The organism is Pseudarthrobacter cremeus, from assembly GCF_051857465.1.
Lineage (GTDB): Bacteria > Actinomycetota > Actinomycetes > Actinomycetales > Micrococcaceae > Arthrobacter.
Window position 1 is genome coordinate 317476 of the sequence record NZ_JBPZHC010000004.1, and the last position, 18772, is coordinate 336247.

An 18772-nucleotide genomic window follows, 5' to 3' on the forward strand; every position below is an offset into this window, starting at 1 on the left:
CTCCCGGACCTTAATCCGGGGTATACGGGAAGGCCCGGCCTCCCGCCGTCGTCGTCGCCTTAAACAGCAACGCGGGGTCACTCCGAGCCCAATCCAAGGTGAGGATTGGGCCGGAAGTGACCCCGCGTTGCGTTAGTGGCTAGCGGAAGTCGTTACCGAGATCGTAGTCATCCAGCGGGATGGCGTGGAACTCTGGAGCTCCGTCGCCGCCCAGGGAGTCGTACGAGAAGTCACTGAATGCGCTCGGGCCGGTGAACAGGTTGGCCTTTGCTTCCTCAGTGGGCTCCACGGTGACCTCGGTGTAGCGCGGGAGACCCGTGCCGGCCGGGATCAGCTTACCGATGATGACGTTCTCCTTGAGGCCGAGCAGCGGATCGCTCTTGCCTTCCATGGCCGCCTGCGTCAGGACGCGGGTGGTCTCCTGGAAGGAAGCTGCGGACAGCCAGGACTCGGTGGCCAGGGACGCCTTGGTGATGCCCATGAGCTCAGGACGTCCGGAAGCCGGAGTCTTGCCCTCGGACACAACGCGGCGGTTGGCCTCCTCGAAGCGGCTGCGCTCGGCGAGCTCGCCGGGCAGCAGATCCGATTCGCCGGACTCGATGACCGTGACGCGGCGCAGCATCTGGCGGACGATAACCTCGACGTGCTTGTCGTGGATACCGATGCCCTGGCTGCGGTACACGCCCTGGACCTCGTCCACCAGGAACTTCTGTGCAGCACGGGGGCCCATGATGCGCAGAACCTGCTTGGGATCCACCGGTCCGTTGATCAGCTTCTGGCCGACGGTGACGTGGTCGCCATCTTCGATCAGCAGGCGTGAACGGCGCAGGACCGGGTAGGCGATCTCTTCGGTTCCGTCGTCCGGCGTGATGACCAGGCGCATCTGGCGCTCGGACTCTTCGATGGTGATGCGGCCGGCTGCTTCAGCAATCGGTGCAACACCCTTCGGAGTACGGGCTTCGAAGAGCTCCTGGATACGGGGCAGACCCTGGGTGATGTCGTCGCCACCGCTGGCGGAAACAGCACCACCGGTGTGGAACGTACGCATGGTCAGCTGGGTACCGGGCTCACCGATGGACTGGGCCGCGATGATGCCAACGGCCTCACCGATGTCCACGGTCTTGCCGGTAGCCAGTGAACGGCCGTAGCACAGGGCGCAGGTGCCGACGCTGGACTCACAGGTGAGTACGGAGCGGACCTTGACCTCGGTGATGCCGGCTGCGAACAGCTCAGCGATAACGACGTCGCCGCAGTCGGTGCCGCCGGCTGCAAGGACGTTGCCCTTGGAGTCCACAACATCAACAGCGAGCGTACGGGCGTAGGCGCTGTTCTCAACGTTCTCGTCCAGGACCAGTTCGCCGTTGGCGTCCGGCACGGCAATTGCCGTGACCAGGCCGCGCTCAGTGCCGCAGTCCTCTTCGCGGACGATGACGTCCTGCGAGACGTCCACCAGTCGACGGGTCAGGTAACCCGAGTTGGCGGTTCGCAGCGCGGTGTCAGCCAGACCCTTACGGGCACCGTGCGTGGCGATGAAGTATTCCAGCACCGACAGGCCCTCGCGGTAGGAGGACTTGATGGGACGCGGGATGATTTCACCCTTAGGGTTGGCCACCAGGCCACGGATACCCGCGATCTGACGGACCTGCATCCAGTTACCACGTGCACCGGAGGACACCATGCGGTTGATGGTGTTCATCGGCGACAGGTTGTCACGCATCGCCTGGGCGATTTCGTTCGTTGCCTTGTTCCAGATCTCGATCAGTTCCTGGCGACGCTCGTCGTCGTCGATCAGGCCCTTGTCGTACTGGCCCTGGATCTTGGCAGCCATGGTTTCGTAGCCGGCAAGGATCTGCGGCTTGTCCTTGGGTACCTCGATGTCCGAGATGGCGACGGTAACGCCCGAGCGGGTGGCCCAGTAGAAACCGGCATCCTTCAGGTTGTCCAGCGTTGCCGCCGTGACCACCTTCGGGTAGCGCTCGGCGAGGTCGTTGACGATCGTGGACAGTTCGCCCTTGTCCGCAACGTTCTCAACCCACGGGTAGTCCGCCGGCAGCGTCTGGTTGAAGATGACCTGGCCCAGGGAGGTCTGGACGAGAACCGGCTGGCCGGCCTCCCAGCCTTCCGGAGCTTCCCAGCCCGCGTAAGGAACAAAGCCTTCAAGACGGATCTTGACCTGCGAGTTCAGGTGCAGCTCGCGGAGGTCGTAGGCCATGATGGCTTCGGAAACCGACGAGAAGACGCGGCCTTCGCCAGCTGAACCGACACGCTTGGTGGTCAGGTGGTAGAGGCCGATGATCATATCCTGCGAAGGCAGGGTGACCGGGCGGCCGTCGGACGGCTTCAGGATGTTGTTCGAGGACAGCATCAGGATGCGTGCCTCAGCCTGGGCCTCGGGGCTCAGCGGCAGGTGCACTGCCATCTGGTCGCCGTCGAAGTCAGCGTTGAACGCGCCACAGACCAGCGGGTGAAGCTGGATTGCCTTGCCTTCAACAAGCTGCGGTTCGAACGCCTGGATGCCAAGGCGGTGCAGGGTGGGTGCACGGTTGAGCAGCACCGGGTGTTCGGTGATGATCTCTTCGAGCACGTCCCAGACCTGCGGACGGTAACGCTCGACCATACGCTTGGCCGACTTGATGTTCTGGGCGTGGTTGAGGTCAACCAGGCGCTTCATCACGAACGGCTTGAAGAGCTCCAGCGCCATCTGCTTGGGCAGGCCACACTGGTGCAGCTTCAGCTGCGGGCCGACGACGATGACCGAACGGCCGGAGTAGTCGACGCGCTTGCCGAGGAGGTTCTGGCGGAAACGGCCCTGCTTGCCCTTGAGCATGTCGCTCAGGGACTTCAGCGGACGGTTGCCCGGTCCGGTGACCGGACGGCCGCGGCGGCCGTTGTCGAAGAGGCTGTCAACGGCTTCCTGAAGCATGCGCTTCTCGTTGTTGACGATGATCTCCGGAGCACCCAGGTCAAGCAGTCGCTTGAGACGGTTGTTGCGGTTGATCACGCGGCGGTAGAGGTCGTTGAGGTCGGAGGTCGCGAAGCGGCCACCGTCCAGCTGGACCATCGGGCGCAGTTCCGGCGGGATCACCGGGACGGCATCCAGAACCATGCCAAGCGGGCTGTTGTTGGTGGTCAGGAACGCGTTGACCACCTTCAGGCGCTTCAGGGCGCGGGTCTTGCGCTGGCCCTTGCCGTTGGCGATGATGTTGCGCAGCAGGTCCGACTCGGCCTGCATGTCGAAGTTCTCAAGACGCTTCTTGATGGCTTCGGCACCCATGGAGCCTTCGAAGTACATGCCGTAACGGTCGCGCAGTTCGCGGTAGAGGCCTTCGTCGCCTTCAAGGTCAGCGACCTTGAGGTTCTTGAAGCGGTCCCAGACCTGCTCGAGCCGCTCGATCTCGGCGTCGGCGCGCTTGCGCACGTTGGCCATCTGGCGGTCGGCGGAGTCGCGGGCCTTCTTCTTGTCGGCAGCCTTGGCACCTTCACCTTCGAGGCGCGCGATCTCGTTTTCGAGGTCACGGGCGATCGTGGCGATGTCGGAGTCGCGGTTGTCGATCAGCTGCTTCTTCTCGATGTCGTGCTCAACCTGCAGGTTGGGCAGTTCCTCGTGGCGTGCGTCAGCGTCAACGCTGGTGATCATGTAGGCAGCGAAGTAGATGACCTTTTCGAGGTCCTTCGGTGCCAGGTCAAGGAGGTAGCCCAGGCGGGACGGAACACCCTTGAAGTACCAGATGTGCGTGACCGGGGCGGCCAGCTCGATGTGGCCCATGCGCTCACGGCGGACCTTGGCGCGGGTGACTTCAACGCCACACCGCTCGCAGATGATGCCCTTGAAGCGCACGCGCTTGTACTTACCGCAGTAGCATTCCCAGTCGCGGGAAGGGCCGAAGATCTTCTCGCAGAAGAGGCCGTCCTTCTCGGGCTTGAGCGTGCGGTAGTTGATGGTTTCCGGCTTCTTAACCTCGCCGTACGACCAGCCACGGATGTCTTCCGCGGTGGCGAGGCCGATCTGCATGAGGCCGAAGGAGGATTCGCTGGACATATGGTCCCTGTTCTCTCTTGTTCTCTAAATTCTGAAGTCTTGGGTGCGGGATGAGGGAGGTGGCGTACCGGGAAAAGTCAGCGCGGCGGTGCCGCTTGCTTTTCCCGGTACACCCCCTGCTAAACCTCTTCTACGGAACTGGGCTCTGCACGAGACAGATCGATGCCCAGTTCTTCCGCAGCCGTGAAGACTGCGTCATCAGAGTCACGCATTTCAATTGTGGTTCCGTCCGTGGAGAGTACTTCCACGTTCAGGCACAGCGACTGCATTTCCTTGATCAAGACCTTGAAGGACTCAGGAACGCCCGGCTCGGGGATGTTCTCGCCCTTGACGATCGCTTCGTAGACCTTCACACGACCATGGATGTCATCAGACTTGATCGTGAGGAGTTCCTGGAGCGTGTAGGCGGCGCCGTAAGCTTCGAGCGCCCACACTTCCATTTCACCGAAGCGCTGGCCACCGAACTGTGCCTTACCACCCAGCGGCTGCTGCGTGATCATGGAGTACGGGCCGGTGGAGCGTGCGTGGATCTTGTCGTCCACCAGGTGGTGGAGCTTCAGGATGTACATGTAGCCGACCGAGATCGGATCCGGGAACGGCTCGCCGGAGCGGCCGTCGAACAGGCGGGTCTTGCCTGAGGAGTTGATCAGGCGGTCGCCGTCGCGGGTTACGTTGGTGGAGTCCAGCAGGCCCGTGATTTCTTCTTCACGGGCGCCGTCGAACACCGGCGTTGCAACAGTGGTGGAGCCACTCTCGCGGGGCAGGTTCGGCAGCTGCTTGATCCACTCGGGCTCGCCTTCGATCTTCCAACCGGTCTTGGCAACCCAGCCGAGGTGCGTTTCAAGCACCTGGCCGACGTTCATACGGCCCGGAACACCCAGCGGGTTCAGGACAATATCAACCGGGGTGCCATCGGCAAGGAAGGGCATGTCCTCGATCGGGAGGATCTTGGAGATAACACCCTTGTTGCCGTGGCGGCCGGCGAGCTTGTCGCCGTCGGTGATCTTGCGCTTGGCGGCCACGTAGACGCGCACCAGCTGGTTCACGCCCGGGGGCAGTTCGTCGTCGTTGTCGCGGTCGAAGACGCGCACGCCGATGACCGTACCGGACTCGCCGTGCGGAACCTTCAGGGAGGTGTCGCGCACTTCGCGGGACTTCTCACCGAAGATGGCACGCAGCAGGCGCTCTTCCGGGGTCAGTTCGGTTTCACCCTTCGGGGTGACCTTTCCGACCAGGATGTCGCCGGCTTCAACTTCGGCACCGATGTGGATGATGCCGCGCTCGTCCAGGCCTGCCAGGACTTCCTCGGACACGTTGGGGATGTCACGGGTGATTTCCTCGGCACCAAGCTTGGTGTCGCGGGCATCGATCTCGTGCTCCTCGATGTGGATGGAGGAAAGAACGTCCTCGGCAACAATGCGCTGCGAGAGGATGATGGCGTCCTCGAAGTTGTGGCCTTCCCATGACATGAATGCCACGAGCAGGTTCTTACCGAGGGCGAGCTCGCCCTGGTCCGTTGCCGGACCGTCAGCGATGATGCCGCCGACCTCGAGGCGCTGGCCTTCGTTGACCAGGACACGGTTGTTGTAGCAGTTGCCCTGGTTGGAGCGTGCGAACTTGTTGATGCGGTAGTTGGTTTCCGTACCGTCATCGTTGAGCACGATAACCAGCTCAGCGGAGACCTCGGTAACCACACCGGCCTTCTTGGCGATGGTGACATCACCGGCGTCGACGGCGGCGGCGCGCTCCATGCCGGTGCCCACGAACGGGGCCTCGGAACGGACCAGCGGCACAGCCTGGCGCTGCATGTTGGCACCCATGAGCGCGCGGTTAGCATCGTCATGCTCCAGGAACGGGATCAGGGCCGTAGCCACGGACACCATCTGGCGCGGGGAAACGTCCATGAACTCGACCTCGCCGGCGGGAACGAGCACAGGCTCGCCTCCACCACCACGGGCGCGGACCAGGACGGTCTCTTCGGCGAACTTCTTGTTCTCATCCAGCGGGGCGTTGGCCTGTGCGATCAGGACCTCTGCTTCGTCGTCGGCGGTGAGGTACTGGACCTCATCGGAGACAACGCCTTCGGAGACGAGACGGTAAGGGGTCTCGATGAAGCCGAACGGGTTGATGCGGCCGTAGGAAGCCAGCGAACCGATCAGGCCAATGTTCGGGCCTTCAGGGGTTTCAATGGGGCACATACGTCCGTAGTGGGACGGGTGAACGTCTCGGACTTCCATGCCTGCACGGTCACGGGACAGACCACCCGGGCCAAGCGCGGACAGACGGCGCTTGTGGGTCAGACCCGAGAGCGGGTTGTTCTGGTCCATGAACTGCGACAGCTGGGAAGTTCCGAAGAACTCTTTGATGGCTGCAACAACCGGGCGGATGTTGATCAGGGTCTGCGGCGTGATGGCTTCGACGTCCTGCGTGGTCATCCGCTCGCGGACAACGCGCTCCATGCGGGACAGGCCGGTGCGGACCTGGTTCTCGATGAGCTCGCCGACGGCGCGGATGCGGCGGTTGCCGAAGTGGTCGATGTCATCGATCTCGACGCGGAGCTCGTGGTCCTGGCCGTCGCGCTTGCCCGTGAGGGTCTTTTCGCCGGCGTGCAGGGCAACGAGGAACTTGATCATGGCCACGATGTCTTCAACGTGGAGGACCGAAGCTTCCTTGTCGCCAAGGGAGCGGTCGATGCCAAGCTTGCGGTTGATCTTGTAACGGCCGACCTTGGCCAGATCGTAGCGCTTGGAGTTGAAGTACAGGTTGTCCAGCAGGGACTGGGCAGCCTCAACTGTGGGCGGCTCGCCTGGTCGCAGCTTCCGGTAGATGTCAAGCAAGGCGTCTTCGCGGGTTTCGGTGGCGTCCTTCTCCAGCGTTGCGCGCATGGAGTCGTACTGGCCGAATTCTTCGAGGATCTGGCCTTCGGTCCAGCCGAGGGCCTTCAGCAGAACCGTGACGGACTGCTTGCGCTTCCGGTCGAGGCGGACGCCGACCTGGTCGCGCTTGTCGATCTCGAGTTCGAACCATGCACCGCGGGACGGGATGATCTTGGCAGTGAAGATGTCCTTGTCACTGGTCTTGTCAGCGGTGCGCTCAAAGTAGGCGCCCGGTGAACGGACCAGCTGGGAGACGACGACACGCTCGGTGCCGTTGACGACGAAGGTGCCCTTCTCGGTCATCAGCGGGAAGTCACCCATGAACACGGTCTGCTGCTTGATTTCGCCCGTGTTGTTGTTCATGAACTCGGCCTTGACATACAGCGGAGCCGAGTACGTAGCGTCCCGGTCCTTGCATTCGGCCATGGTGTATTTGGGATCAGCGAACTCCGGATCGGAGAAGCTCAGGGACATGGTGCCCTGGAAGTCCTCGATCGGGGAGATCTCTTCGAAGATGTCCGAGAGTCCGGACGAAGTGGCGACGCTGAGATCGTTTTCTTCGACGGCTTTCGCTACGCGTGCCTGCCAGCGTTCGTTGCCGACCAGCCAGTCAAAGCTGTCCGTCTGCAGGGCAAGCAGATTCGGAACGTCAAGAGGTTCGTGAATCTTTGCGAATGAGAGCCGGCGAGTGGCACCATCAGTGGTGTTTGATGCGATAGCGGTGGCAGTGTTATTTACATTAGAGGTGCTCGAGGCGACCAAGAGGGATCCTTCCACAGACCTTCAGGCGTTTTCAGATCTCCCCCGCTGTGCACCCTGCAGAGTGTCTCTGCAGTGCTACCATCCGGTTCCGCTATATGACCCGGGGCCCGGTCTGACTACTGTGTGACGTTGTTGACGGCACGTTAATAGTCAGCTGCCAGGCAAAGCCCACCGCTATATGAAGGCTGAAGGTAAACAGGGAAGACGCAAATATCTACGATACGGCAAAACCATTAACGTGTCTACCCCACATCCGTACCTTTTGCAAGCACCGATTTTTTGACCGCTAAAGCCGAGGGAACAAGGGCTCCCGGACGGGTCAGAGCGTCAGCGTAACGCCCTCAGCGGTGCAGGCTCCAGCGTTCGCGAAGACAGCGTCCCGGACGGCATCCTTGGATTTCTGGTCCGGCTGTCCACCGGTGTCCACAGCCGAGGAGTGGTCAATGGCGAGGGCGCCCAGGGACGCAAACAGCCCCTTCAGGTTCCCGGAGTAGTCATCCTTGGCATCGCGCGCCGCGCGGTAAACGTCCTCGTAGGCGTCGGCGTCATTCGCTGCAGCCCGGTACTGCACGTAGAGCGAATTGAACAGCTCGCAGGCCGTCTTGACGCCGCCGGCCTGTGGCGCCGCTGAGGCTGTGGAAGTCCGGGCCGTGGATGACCGCGACGGCGATGCCTGGGAGGTTGCGGGGGTGGACGTGGCGGGGGCAGCTGCAGTGGTGGTGTTCTCCGGAGCGGGAGTGGAGACGCTGCAGGCGGTAAGTCCAGCGAGGCAGGCAACGGCTGCCGCTGCGAGGATTGTCTTCAAGATGCTGCTCCCTGTTTATTCCATAGGTGTACTGCGTTGTCTGTCCAGCGTTGTATGTTCCGGCAGAGTCGTCGCCGTCCACCCTACGCAGGCCGGCCTCACAGCGCACATCCGCTGCATGGGTAGTTCTCCCCTAAGGGCCCACCTGCCGCGGGGCCGGAATGCACGTTGCCGCTTGGACGTTTGGATAGTTAGGTGACGGTGCTCACGATAGCCTTGGGCAAGATCGTTTCAGATGAAGAACAACAAAGGGTTGGAAGAGATAACCATGGGCAATTCCACAGACAACACTGACGTTGTCATCCTTGCCGGGGCGCGCACGCCACAGGGCCGGCTGAACGGGCAGCTGGCAAGCTTCACCGCCGTCGAACTCGGTGCACACGCGATCAAGGCCGCGATCGCAGCGAGCGGCATTGACGCCGGCCAGGTTGACGCCGTGATCATGGGCCAGGTGCTGCAGGCGGGCGCCGGCCAGAACCCGGCCCGACAGAGCTCCATCGGTGCCGGCATCGGCTGGAACGTTCCCACGGTCACCATCAACAAGGTGTGCCTGTCCGGGCTGACCGCCGTGATTGACGCGGCCCGGCTGATCCGCAGCGGCGATGCCACCGTGGTGGTGGCCGGCGGGCAGGAATCAATGACCCGCGCCCCGCACCTGTTGCCCGGCTCCAGGCAAGGCTGGACCTACGGTGCCATCCAGGCCCTTGATGTGGCTGCCCACGACGGCCTCACCGATGCTTTCGACGGTCAGTCCATGGGCCTGTCCACCGAAACCAAGAACCTCAGCCTGGGCATCGACCGCGCCTCGCAGGATAACGTGGCAGCGCAGTCGCACCAGCGGGCGGCACTTGCGGCCAAGAATGGAATCTTCGACGACGAAATCGCCCCGATCAGCGTCAAGCAGCGCAAGGGCGATCCCATCATCGTTTCCGCCGACGAAGGCGTCCGGCCCAACACCTCGGTCGAGTCCCTCGCAGGCCTCCGGGCCGCGTTCGTCACGGACGGGACCATCACTGCGGGCAACTCATCCCCCCTGTCCGACGGCGCCTCCGCCCTGGTGCTGGCATCGCGCCGGTTTGCCGAGGAGAACGGCCTGGAATACCTGGCCGTCATCGGAAAGCCCGGGCAGGTGGCCGGACCGGACAATTCGTTGCATTCCCAGCCGTCAAATGCCATCAAGGAGGCCCTGGGACGGGCAGGGTGGAGTACTGCCGACCTGGACTTCATCGAGATCAACGAAGCCTTTGGGTCCGTGGCCGTGCAGTCCCTCAAGGATCTGGACTACCCCCTGGAGAAGTGCAACCTCCACGGCGGCGCCATTGCCCTGGGCCACCCGATCGGCGCATCAGGCGCGAGGCTGGCCCTGCACGCGGCCCATGAGCTTAAACGGCGCGGCAGCGGCAAAGCCGCGGTCTCCCTGTGCGGAGGCGGCGGGCAGGGCGAAGCCCTGCTGCTGTACCGGGACTGATGGTGGCGCAGGCCGGTGGCGGAAGCATCGCCGTCGGGCGCCAGAGATTCCTGGCTGACGCCGCGGCGCGCGGCCTGGAGGTCCAGCTCGTCGAGCGCCTTGCGGCCAAAAGCCTTGAGGAGGCAGCCGGGATCCTGGGCATCACCCCCGCGGAGATCGTGAAGTCCCTGGTGGTCAAGCACAAGGACGGGTCCTTCCTGTTCGCGCTCATCCCGGGCGACCGCCAGATCTCCTGGCCTAAGCTCCGGAATCTGCTGGGGGTCAACAAGCTCTCGCTGCCGCCGGCCGACGTCGCGCTGGAAGCCACGGGCTACGAGCGCGGCACCATCACCCCGCTGGGCAGCACCACGGCGTGGCCCGTTTACGCGGACGCTGCCATCGCAGGGCGCCGGATCTCCATGGGCGCCGGCGAACACGGCTACAGCGCTTTCGTCGATGCCGACGCCTTGACCTCGGCGCTGGGCGCCGTGGTGGCGGACATCAGCGACCCGACCTAGCAACGCGGGGTCACCTAACGCCCGATAACGGCGATTTTAAGGGCCGAAAGTGACCCTGCGTTGGAGTTAAAGCAGAAAACCCCGCCCACCGAAGTGGACGGGGTTTTCGTGAAGCAGCGTGAGTTACTTGATGGTAACGCGGGCGCCGGCAGCTTCGAGCTGGTCCTTTGCCTTCTCGGCAGCTTCCTTGGTGACGCCTTCGAGAACAGCCTTCGGAGCGCTGTCGACAACGTCCTTGGCTTCCTTGAGGCCCAGGGAAGTGATGGCGCGGACTTCCTTGATCACTGCGATCTTCTTGTCGCCGGCAGCTTCGAGAACGACGTCGAATTCCGTCTGCTCTTCAGCCTCTTCTGCGGCGCCGCCACCGGCGGGGCCTGCAACAGCAACCGCAGCAGCGGTAACTTCGAAGGTCTCTTCGAAGAGCTTGACGAACTCGGAGAGCTCGATGATGGTCAGTTCCTTGAAAGCTTCAATGAGCTCTTCGTTGGTGAGCTTCGCCATGGTTGGCGTCCTTCCTATAGTGGTGTTCAACAGCCTCAGCCGCATTTTCACACCGGAGTCTGGTGGGTAAAGAGAAACTACTTCTCTTCGGCAGCGGGAGCTTCGGCGGGAGCCTCAGCTTCTGCGGCGGGAGCCTCTTCGGCCGGAGCCTCGTCAGCGGGAGCTTCTTCAGCGGCAGGAGCCTCGGCAGCTGCCGGTGCACCGTTCTCTTCTTCAAGCTTGAGGCGCAGAGCGTCAATGATGCGCACGGCCGCGGCAGCAGGAGCCTTGAGGATGCCTGCAACCTTGGCGAGCTGCAGCTCGCGGGACTCGAGTGCTGCCAGGGCAGCAACTTCGCTTGCGTTCAGTGCCTTGCCCTCGAAGTAACCGGTCTTGATAACCAGCTGCTTGTTGGTCTTGGCAAAATCCGTCAGGCTCTTGGCAGCGGCAACTGCGTCACCCTTGATGAACGCGATTGCAGTGGGGCCGGAGAGCTGGTCGTTGAATGCTTCAACACCGGCTTCCTTGGCTGCAATGGCGGTCAGGGTGTTCTTGACGACCGAGAACTTGGTGTCCTGGCCGAGAGAAACACGCAGCTGCTTGAGCTGTGCAACGGTGAGCCCACGGTATTCGGTCAGGACAGCGGCGTTCGATTCCTTGAAATCGTTAGTGATCTCAGCTACTGCTGAAACCTTTGTAGGCGTTGCCATAACCCTCCTTCCGGGGATAGTGCCGGTATTCGACGGTCCCCTCAGGATCGCTAAAACAAAAAAACGCCCCGCGCAGATGCACGGGGCTTGGCTCAACACGGGTATTCCGTGGAGCTTTGCTTCGTTCACCTGCGCCGGCCGCCCTGCGTGAGGGTCCTTCGTCCGGAAAGCCACTTCAATCCCCCGCGCAGAACTGCAGAATTGAGCCTTGCTCAAGGGAGTGGATTTCCAACAACCGACGGTCTTTGGTAGTTCAAGCTTACGGGACGTGCCGCCGTCCAACCAAATCGGCCTCAGCTGACGCTTGACTTCAGGGACGGGAGCTCTTTCTGCCAGATCCCCGTCACACCGGCCGTGGTGAAGCCGAGCTGCTGGTTGACCGTCAGCAGGTACCTGTTCTCCGGCGCGTTCCAGGTGTAGATGACGCGGGCATCAGGGAACTGCTCGGTGAGCCGCTCCATGTTGGCCAGCTTGATCAGCAGGCCCAGTTTGTTACCGCGGTGCCCCTGCAGCACCAGGGTGTCATCCTGGAAGACCACGTCGGGGCGGTGGGCCAGGACGCTGATGGTGGTCAGGCCCACCAAGGAACCGCTGGCGAGGTGCTCGACGGCGGTGACCACTGTCCGCCGTCCCTGGGCGATGGTGACCTCTTCCGCCTCGCGGAGGATGGCGCCGTCGAACACCATGTCCTGCTCGACGGGAGTCTCAAGGGCAGGGTCGACGTCGGCGCCCGCCTGGTTCTCGAGGACGGCGACGGCTTCGAGCCACTCAGCGGGGCAGCGGTCGGTCCAGTGGTGGAGCCGGTAGCGGCCGTTGTTGGCTTCATCGGCCTCCGCCTGGAGATCGGCCACCAGCTTGGTGTCCAGGGGCAGGGCGCAGGAGCTGAACTGCTCAATGTGCTGCAGGGTGTAGCCGGTCCGTTGGGCGAATTCGACCTCGCGGCTTTCCAGCGGCACAAACCCTTGACCGGAACCCGGTACCAGCTGGGCCTTCTCGAACTCGTGCAAGGAGGCCCCGGGGTGGTTGGTGTCAACCAGGATGGACGTGCGGCCCTCGCTTCGAACCAGGTGTTCGGCCTCGTGCAGCAGTTTGCGGCCCACGCCCTGCCGCTGGAATTCGGGCAGGATGTCCAGCGTGAATTCGGCAACGTCCAGGTTGTCCGTCAGCGGCAGGGCAATGTCCACGGTCCCAACGATCTGGCCTTCAACCTTGGCAACGAGAATAATCTGGCGCTCATACGGATCCGCCAACTCCAGGAGCTTCTCCAGTGGCGTGTACGCCAGGTCATCGCTCCCCCAGGTCTGCATCCTGACCTTCCGGCCCACCTCGACGGCGGCCAGGAAATCCGACGCCTCCGGCGCGTCCAGTGAGTCCGGGATCCATAGTTGCTCGATCCGTACATCTTTTGCCATAAGGGGCATCATCCCAGCCGTTTCTGCCATTCGCCCTCATAACCAGCAGGTTTGAAGCCAAGCAACGTATTGATCGCCAGCATATGCCGGTTTTCCACCGCGTTCCACGTCAGCACCGAACGTGCCGTCGGCCAGCGTTGCCGGGCCGCCCGCAGGTTCGCAGCCTTGATCAGGAGGCCCAGCCGGTTCCCCCGGTGTTCGGCGACCACCAGCGTGTCCTGCTGGGTGATGGACCCGGGTACCCCCGGCCGCCAGTTCAGAACCGTGTAGGCAACGAGTTCGCCGCTTGTCCGGTGCAGTGCCGCAGCGACCTGGCTTTGCAGGCCGCTGCGGATGTTCGCCTGTTCCTCGTGGCGCACCCTGGCTGAATCCCAGACCTCGGCCTCCCAGTCCAGCCCGGCGATGGGTACGTCGGAGCTCATCCGCACTTTGAGCGCCGCATACTGGTCCACAAGTTCGCCAGGGCAAATGTCTCCCCAGCCCGCCACGACGTAACCGCGTGCCGTGGAGGACGCCTCCGTTTCGAGGGATTCCAGGTGGTTCCGGTCCACGGGAAGGGCCAGGCGGCTGGCTCTTTCCACCTGCTCAAGCTCGTAGCCTGCTTTGGCGGCAAAAGCCACCGCGGGGTCATCAGCCGGCAGGCCGCCCGCCCCGGACTTCGCGGGCAGCAACCTGGCTGCATCGTCCACCGGCTCTGCCGGTACCTCGCAGTAGGCATCAAGGGAAGTCCTGCCCCGCCGCACGGCAACGGCCTCGGCGTGCTCAAGAAGCCGGCGGCCCCACCCCCGGCGCCGGTGAGCCGCGGCCACGTCCACTGAGATTCCCGCCGTGTTCGTGTTCTCACGCAGGGGCAGCGTGACGGTGCAGGCGCCAATCGTTTCCTGGCCCAGCCGTGCTATAAAAAGCTGCCTCTCCTCGTAATCGCTGCCGCGCCAGTATTCCAGGCTCTCGCTGAGGGTGGGACAGCGGTCCAGGTCGCCCCACCTTTCCAGTTCATGCGCTTCGCGCAGCGCCTGGTATTCGGGGAGGCCGCTGACCCCCCGCGCGATCTCCGCTTGGCGGCCGGCAACGCGGGCTGCATCGCCGGCGCCGGGGGCACCCTGGTATGTCCCGGCGTCGGGCGTTGAAGGAATTGCGACGGCGGTGATCTCCAGCTGCTGACCCGTCATTCCCCCAGCCTAGCCACCCGCACTGATTAGTCGAGGGTCCGGCCTCATGGAAAGCAACTTCCAGGAAGCCCCTGTTAAACCGGAGGACCGCCCGGCGGAATGCCGGGCGGTCCTTGGTTGTGCCGGACGGATCCGGCAGGGAACTGGTGGAGGATTAGACCTCGGTCAGAACCTTGGTGACGTTGGGGTCCACGGAGATGCCGGGGCCGAACGTGGTGGCAACGGTGGCCTTCTGGATGTAGCGGCCCTTGGAAGCGGACGGCTTCAGGCGAAGGACCTCTTCCAGTGCTGCTGCGTAGTTCTCGGCCAGCTTCAGGGCATCGAAGGAAACCTTGCCGATGATGAAGTGCAGGTTCGAGTGCTTGTCGACGCGGAAGTCGATCTTGCCACCCTTGATGTCGTTGACAGCCTTGGCGACGTCGGCGGTAACCGTGCCGGTCTTCGGGTTCGGCATCAGGTTACGCGGGCCCAGGACCTTACCGAGGCGGCCAACCTTGCCCATGAGGTCAGGGGTGGCGACGGCGGCGTCGAAGTCGGTCCAGCCGGCTGCGATCTTTTCGATCAGGTCATCGGAACCAACGAAGTCGGCGCCGGCAGCGATTGCTGCCTCAGCCTTGTCGCCCGTTGCGAAAACGAGGACGCGGGAGACCTTGCCGGTGCCGTGCGGCAACAGGACGGTGCCGCGGACCATCTGGTCAGCCTTACGCGGGTCAACGCCGAGACGGAAGGCGACCTCAACGGTGGCGTCGAACTTGGACGGGTTGGTGTCCTTGGCGAGGGTTACTGCCTCGAACGGCGCGTAGAACTTCTCCGCGTCGATCTTGGCGGCTGCTGCCTCATATGCTTTGCTGCGCTTTGCCATGCTGCTGTTTCTCCTTGTGCAGTTGTGGTCTGCGGACCGCGCTGGGCCCTGCCACAAGTTGGTCATCCGGCTGATTTATCCGGGTGCCAACATTTCAATGTTTCAGTGGTGCCGGTTTCCCGACGGGGAAGGCTTTTTAGCCTTCGACGGTGATACCCATGGAGCGGGCGGTACCGGCGATGATCTTCGCTGCGCCTTCGAGGCTGGTGGCGTTGAGGTCTTCCATCTTGGTGGTGGCGATCTCATTGACCTGGGCCTGGGTCAGCTTGGCAACCTTGACGGTGTGCGGGGTGGGTGAACCCTTGGCAACGCCTGCAGCCTTCTTGATGAGCTCCGCGGCCGGCGGAGTCTTGGTGATGAACGTGAAGGAACGGTCTTCGTAGACCGTGATTTCCACGGGAATGACGTTTCCGCGCTGGGCTTCTGTGGCAGCGTTGTACGCCTTGCAGAATTCCATGATGTTGACACCGTGCTGGCCAAGCGCAGGACCGATCGGCGGGGCCGGGTTAGCGGCGCCTGCCTGGATCTGCAGCTTGATGAGGCCGGTGACCTTCTTCTTGGGAGCCAATGTAAGGTCCTTCTCTCAATATCTTCCTGGGGCACAGGAGCGTGCCTCAGGTTGTTGGCCGCCATGGCGAGGCGACCGGCCGTTCCGGGGCTGCTAAGCGGGCAGTCCGGAACGAATTCTGTGCTGGTTACTAGATCTTGCTGACCTGGTTGAACGCCAGGGTAACCGGGGTTTCGCGTTCGAAGATGGACACCAGGACCACCAGGGTCTGGGATTCCACCTTGATCTCGGAGATCGTCGCGGGGAGGGTCTCGAACGGACCTTCCTTGACGATGACGGACTCGCCGATCTCGAAGTCGACATCAACCGGAGCGGCAGCGTGCTTGACGGGCTTGCCCTTCTCGGCCTGCTCTTCTTCGAAGACCGGGGCCAGCATGGAGAAGACTTCGTCAAGGCGCAGCGGCACGGGGTTGTGGGCGTTGCCCACGAAGCCGGTGACGCCGGGGGTGTGGCGGACGGCGCCCCAGGAGGCGTCCGTCAGGTCCATGCGGACCAGCACATAGCCGGGGATGCGGACGCGGTTGATGACCTTGCGCTGAGCGTTTTTGATCTCAACGACCTCTTCCATGGGAACCTGGATTTCGAAGATGTAATCTTCCATGTCCAGGGTCTGGATGCGGGTCTCAAGGTTGGCCTTCACGCGGTTTTCGTAACCGGCGTAGGAGTGGATGACGTACCAGTCGCCTTCCTGGCGACGCAGCTTGGCCTTGAATTCGTCGGCCGGATCAACCTCAGCCTTTGCGGCCGCGGCGGCCAGGGCGTCGGCCTCAGACGCGTCGGCCTCAGCGGCGCCTGCTTCGGCGTCGTCAGCCTCATCGTCGTCGTCTTCTGAAGCGGCATCCGCCGCAGCGTCAGAAGCGGCCTCTGAATCGTCGTCGGAATCGGCGTCGGCAGATTCGGGCGCAGCGGACTCAACCTCGGACTCTTCACTGGCTTCAGCCGTGGCGGCCGCCGTGTTGTCCGTGGGCTCTTCCAGCCCAGTCTCGGTTACCTCGAGCTCCTGCTCAGACACTTGGTCTCCTGCTTCCTCATTGCCTAACATGCCTATTTAAATGGCTCAATTCCGCAAACCGGCGTGGATTCCCTTTCCAGTTACCCGGAAGGGGGCACGCGGCCTGCGGACGATTCGCCCTAGCGGTCCCCGGGAGCGATCCCGCCGAAGACCCAACCGACAGCGGATCCAAAACCGATGTCCAGCAGGCTGACGATGACCATCATGATGGCCACAAACACCAGCACCACGAGCGTGTAATTGATCAGTTCCTTGCGGGTTGGTGCTACAACCTTCTTCAGTTCGCCGATGACCTGGCGGATGAAGAGTGCAATGCGAGCGAAGAAGTTTGCCTTGGCGGCCTTCTTAGCTGGGCGGCCCTTGGAGCTGCTGGCAGCTGTTTCGGTCACCTGGTCCTCACTCATCTTTGCAATGTTGGATTACCCGGCTCTGATCAGAACCATGGTTGCTGCGCTTGCCCCGGCTTTACGCCGGGGCAGCTTGCGCAGGGCAGACAGGACTCGAACCTGCAACCTGCGGTTTTGGAGACCGCTGCGCTACCAATTGCGCCACTACCCTATGGATCAAAAAACAGAATCCCGCGTTATCCGCCAGTTTTCACTGGGGCGCACGCCATCATCCGTGTTTTCAACACCGGAGAACCAGTCTACGCAACAACTGCGTGTACGTCGAACCAGCCTCGTTCCGGGCCGCTCTTCCTGCCTTTCGGGGGTGTCCTGACCTGCAGTCACATCCACGCCGGCAATCCGAACGATCCGCTGAACAGCATAGAGTAGGTCACGTCGAATTCCACCATTCAGCCTTCGGGCTGCAAGCGAAGAACGGACCCTGCCATGTCTGCCGCCCGCGTTTCCCAGCGCATTTCCGCAATTGCCGAATCCGCCACCCTGGCCGTTGACGCCAAGGCCAAGGCGCTGAAGGCAGCTGGGCGTCCGGTCATTGGCTTTGGTGCAGGTGAGCCGGATTTCCCCACCCCCGACTACATCGTCAAGGCGGCCATCGAAGCCGCGGGCCAGCCCAAGTACCACCGGTACTCCCCCGCCGGCGGCCTGCCTGAACTGAAGAAGGCCATCGCCGAGAAGACTCTGCGCGACTCCGGTTATGCCGTGGAACCGTCCCAGGTCCTGGTGACCAACGGCGGCAAGCAGGCTGTTTACAACACGTTCGCCACTCTGCTGGACCCGGGCGACGAAGTCATCATGCCCACCCCGTTCTGGACCACGTACCCGGAGGCCATCCGGCTCGCCGGCGGTGTCCCCGTTGAGGTGTTCGCAGGCCCGGAGCAGGAATACCTGGTCACGGTGGACCAGTTGGAAGCTGCCGTCACCGACCGGACCAAGGTCCTGCTGTTCGTGTCGCCGTCCAACCCGACCGGTGCTGTCTACTCGCCCGGGCAGGTTGCGGAGATCGGCAAGTGGGCCGCCGCCAAGGGCCTGTGGGTGGTCACCGACGAGATCTACGAGCACCTGACGTACGACGGCGTGCCCTTCACGTCCATCGCCACCGCGGCTCCCGAGCTGGGTGACAAAGTGGTGGTGCTCAACGGCGTCGCCAAGACCTACGCGATGACCGGCTGGCGTGTTGGCTGGATGATCGGCCCGGCAGACGTCATCAAGGCCGCGACCAACCTGCAGTCCCACGCGACCTCCAACGTTTCCAACATCATGCAGATCGCGGCCCTCGCTGCAGTCTCCGGCCCGCTGACCGCCGTCGACGAGATGAAGGTCGCCTTCGACCGCCGCCGCAAGGCGATCGTCGCCGGACTCAACGCCATCGAAGGCGTTGAATGCCCGACGCCGAAGGGTGCCTTCTATGTCTACGCGGACGTCCGCGGGCTGCTGGGGAAGGAATTCCCAACGGCGGCAGGCACCGCGACGCCGTCGACCTCTGCTGAGTTGGCTGCGCTGATCCTTGACGAGGTTGAGGTGGCCGTTGTGCCGGGCGAGGCATTCGGCCCCTCCGGGTACCTCCGGCTCTCCTACGCGCTGGGGGACGATGACCTCGCCACCGGCGTGGCCCGCCTCCAGGACTTCCTGGGCAAGGCCAAGTAGGCACCCTCTCTCACTTCCTGCACGAAAACCGCGGACGCTCTTTCACTTTCTTTAGGAGAGT

Annotated in this window: 14 protein-coding genes and 1 tRNA gene; 3 read left to right on the forward strand and 12 right to left on the reverse strand. The window is 63.0% G+C overall.

What is annotated here, in order from left to right; genetic code table 11:
* Positions 1 to 139 precede the first annotated feature (139 nt).
* The 3 genes from ACS5PJ_RS10030 to ACS5PJ_RS10040 all read right to left on the reverse strand — a co-directional run bounded on the left by ACS5PJ_RS10030 (position 140) and on the right by ACS5PJ_RS10040 (position 8482).
* Positions 140 to 4039, reverse strand: a complete 3900-nt coding sequence (locus ACS5PJ_RS10030) for a DNA-directed RNA polymerase subunit beta' (RefSeq protein WP_439434728.1) — start codon at positions 4037 to 4039, stop codon at positions 140 to 142.
* 119 nt (positions 4040 to 4158) lie between these two features.
* On the reverse strand, positions 4159 to 7677 hold the full coding sequence (gene rpoB / locus ACS5PJ_RS10035) for a DNA-directed RNA polymerase subunit beta (RefSeq protein ID WP_439434729.1): 3519 nt from the start codon (positions 7675 to 7677) through the stop codon (positions 4159 to 4161).
* 319 nt (positions 7678 to 7996) lie between these two features.
* Positions 7997 to 8482, reverse strand: a complete 486-nt coding sequence (locus ACS5PJ_RS10040; protein WP_439434730.1) for a hypothetical protein — start codon at positions 8480 to 8482, stop codon at positions 7997 to 7999.
* A gap of 268 nt (positions 8483 to 8750) precedes the next feature.
* Between ACS5PJ_RS10040 and ACS5PJ_RS10045 the strand changes: the two genes are divergently transcribed.
* Both ACS5PJ_RS10045 and ACS5PJ_RS10050 read left to right on the forward strand, forming a co-directional pair.
* The gene (locus ACS5PJ_RS10045) at positions 8751 to 9950 is read left to right on the forward strand and encodes an acetyl-CoA C-acetyltransferase (protein WP_439434731.1); all 1200 of its coding nucleotides are present in this window, start codon (positions 8751 to 8753) and stop codon (positions 9948 to 9950) included.
* Positions 9950 to 10447, forward strand: coding sequence for an aminoacyl-tRNA deacylase (locus ACS5PJ_RS10050; RefSeq protein WP_439434732.1), 498 nt, complete (start codon positions 9950 to 9952; stop codon positions 10445 to 10447). The genes ACS5PJ_RS10045 and ACS5PJ_RS10050 overlap by 1 nt, the downstream gene beginning before the upstream one ends.
* A gap of 123 nt (positions 10448 to 10570) precedes the next feature.
* On the opposite strand, the gene rplL is transcribed toward ACS5PJ_RS10050, so the two are convergent.
* The 9 genes from rplL to ACS5PJ_RS10095 all read right to left on the reverse strand — a co-directional run bounded on the left by rplL (position 10571) and on the right by ACS5PJ_RS10095 (position 17218).
* Positions 10571 to 10948 (reverse strand): 50S ribosomal protein L7/L12, encoded by a 378-nt coding sequence (gene rplL / locus ACS5PJ_RS10055; RefSeq protein ID WP_439434733.1) that lies wholly within the window; start codon positions 10946 to 10948, stop codon positions 10571 to 10573.
* A gap of 77 nt (positions 10949 to 11025) precedes the next feature.
* Positions 11026 to 11637, reverse strand: coding sequence for a 50S ribosomal protein L10 (gene rplJ / locus ACS5PJ_RS10060; protein ID WP_439434734.1), 612 nt, complete (start codon positions 11635 to 11637; stop codon positions 11026 to 11028).
* Between the two features lie 293 nt (positions 11638 to 11930).
* Positions 11931 to 13049, reverse strand: coding sequence for a GNAT family N-acetyltransferase (locus ACS5PJ_RS10065; RefSeq protein WP_439434735.1), 1119 nt, complete (start codon positions 13047 to 13049; stop codon positions 11931 to 11933).
* Between the two features lie 8 nt (positions 13050 to 13057).
* Positions 13058 to 14218 carry a GNAT family N-acetyltransferase gene (locus tag ACS5PJ_RS10070; RefSeq protein ID WP_439434736.1) on the reverse strand — a complete coding sequence of 387 codons (1161 nt, stop codon included), beginning with the start codon at positions 14216 to 14218 and terminating at the stop codon, positions 13058 to 13060.
* A 154-nt stretch (positions 14219 to 14372) separates the two neighbouring features.
* A complete protein-coding gene (gene rplA / locus ACS5PJ_RS10075) occupies positions 14373 to 15080 on the reverse strand; it encodes a 50S ribosomal protein L1 (RefSeq protein WP_131682900.1) in 708 nt (235 codons plus the stop codon).
* A gap of 136 nt (positions 15081 to 15216) precedes the next feature.
* Positions 15217 to 15648 carry a 50S ribosomal protein L11 gene (gene rplK / locus ACS5PJ_RS10080; RefSeq protein WP_024365990.1) on the reverse strand — a complete coding sequence of 144 codons (432 nt, stop codon included), beginning with the start codon at positions 15646 to 15648 and terminating at the stop codon, positions 15217 to 15219.
* Between the two features lie 130 nt (positions 15649 to 15778).
* Positions 15779 to 16660, reverse strand: a complete 882-nt coding sequence (nusG, locus tag ACS5PJ_RS10085) for a transcription termination/antitermination protein NusG (protein WP_439434737.1) — start codon at positions 16658 to 16660, stop codon at positions 15779 to 15781.
* A gap of 119 nt (positions 16661 to 16779) precedes the next feature.
* Positions 16780 to 17064, reverse strand: coding sequence for a preprotein translocase subunit SecE (gene secE, locus ACS5PJ_RS10090; RefSeq protein ID WP_439434738.1), 285 nt, complete (start codon positions 17062 to 17064; stop codon positions 16780 to 16782).
* Positions 17065 to 17145: 81 nt separating this feature from the next.
* Positions 17146 to 17218, reverse strand: a tRNA-Trp gene (locus ACS5PJ_RS10095).
* Between the two features lie 275 nt (positions 17219 to 17493).
* Between ACS5PJ_RS10095 and ACS5PJ_RS10100 the strand changes: the two genes are divergently transcribed.
* Entirely contained in the window at positions 17494 to 18711 is a 1218-nt protein-coding gene (locus ACS5PJ_RS10100; protein WP_354146227.1) for a pyridoxal phosphate-dependent aminotransferase, read from the forward strand.
* The last annotated feature ends 61 nt before the right edge of the window (positions 18712 to 18772 follow it).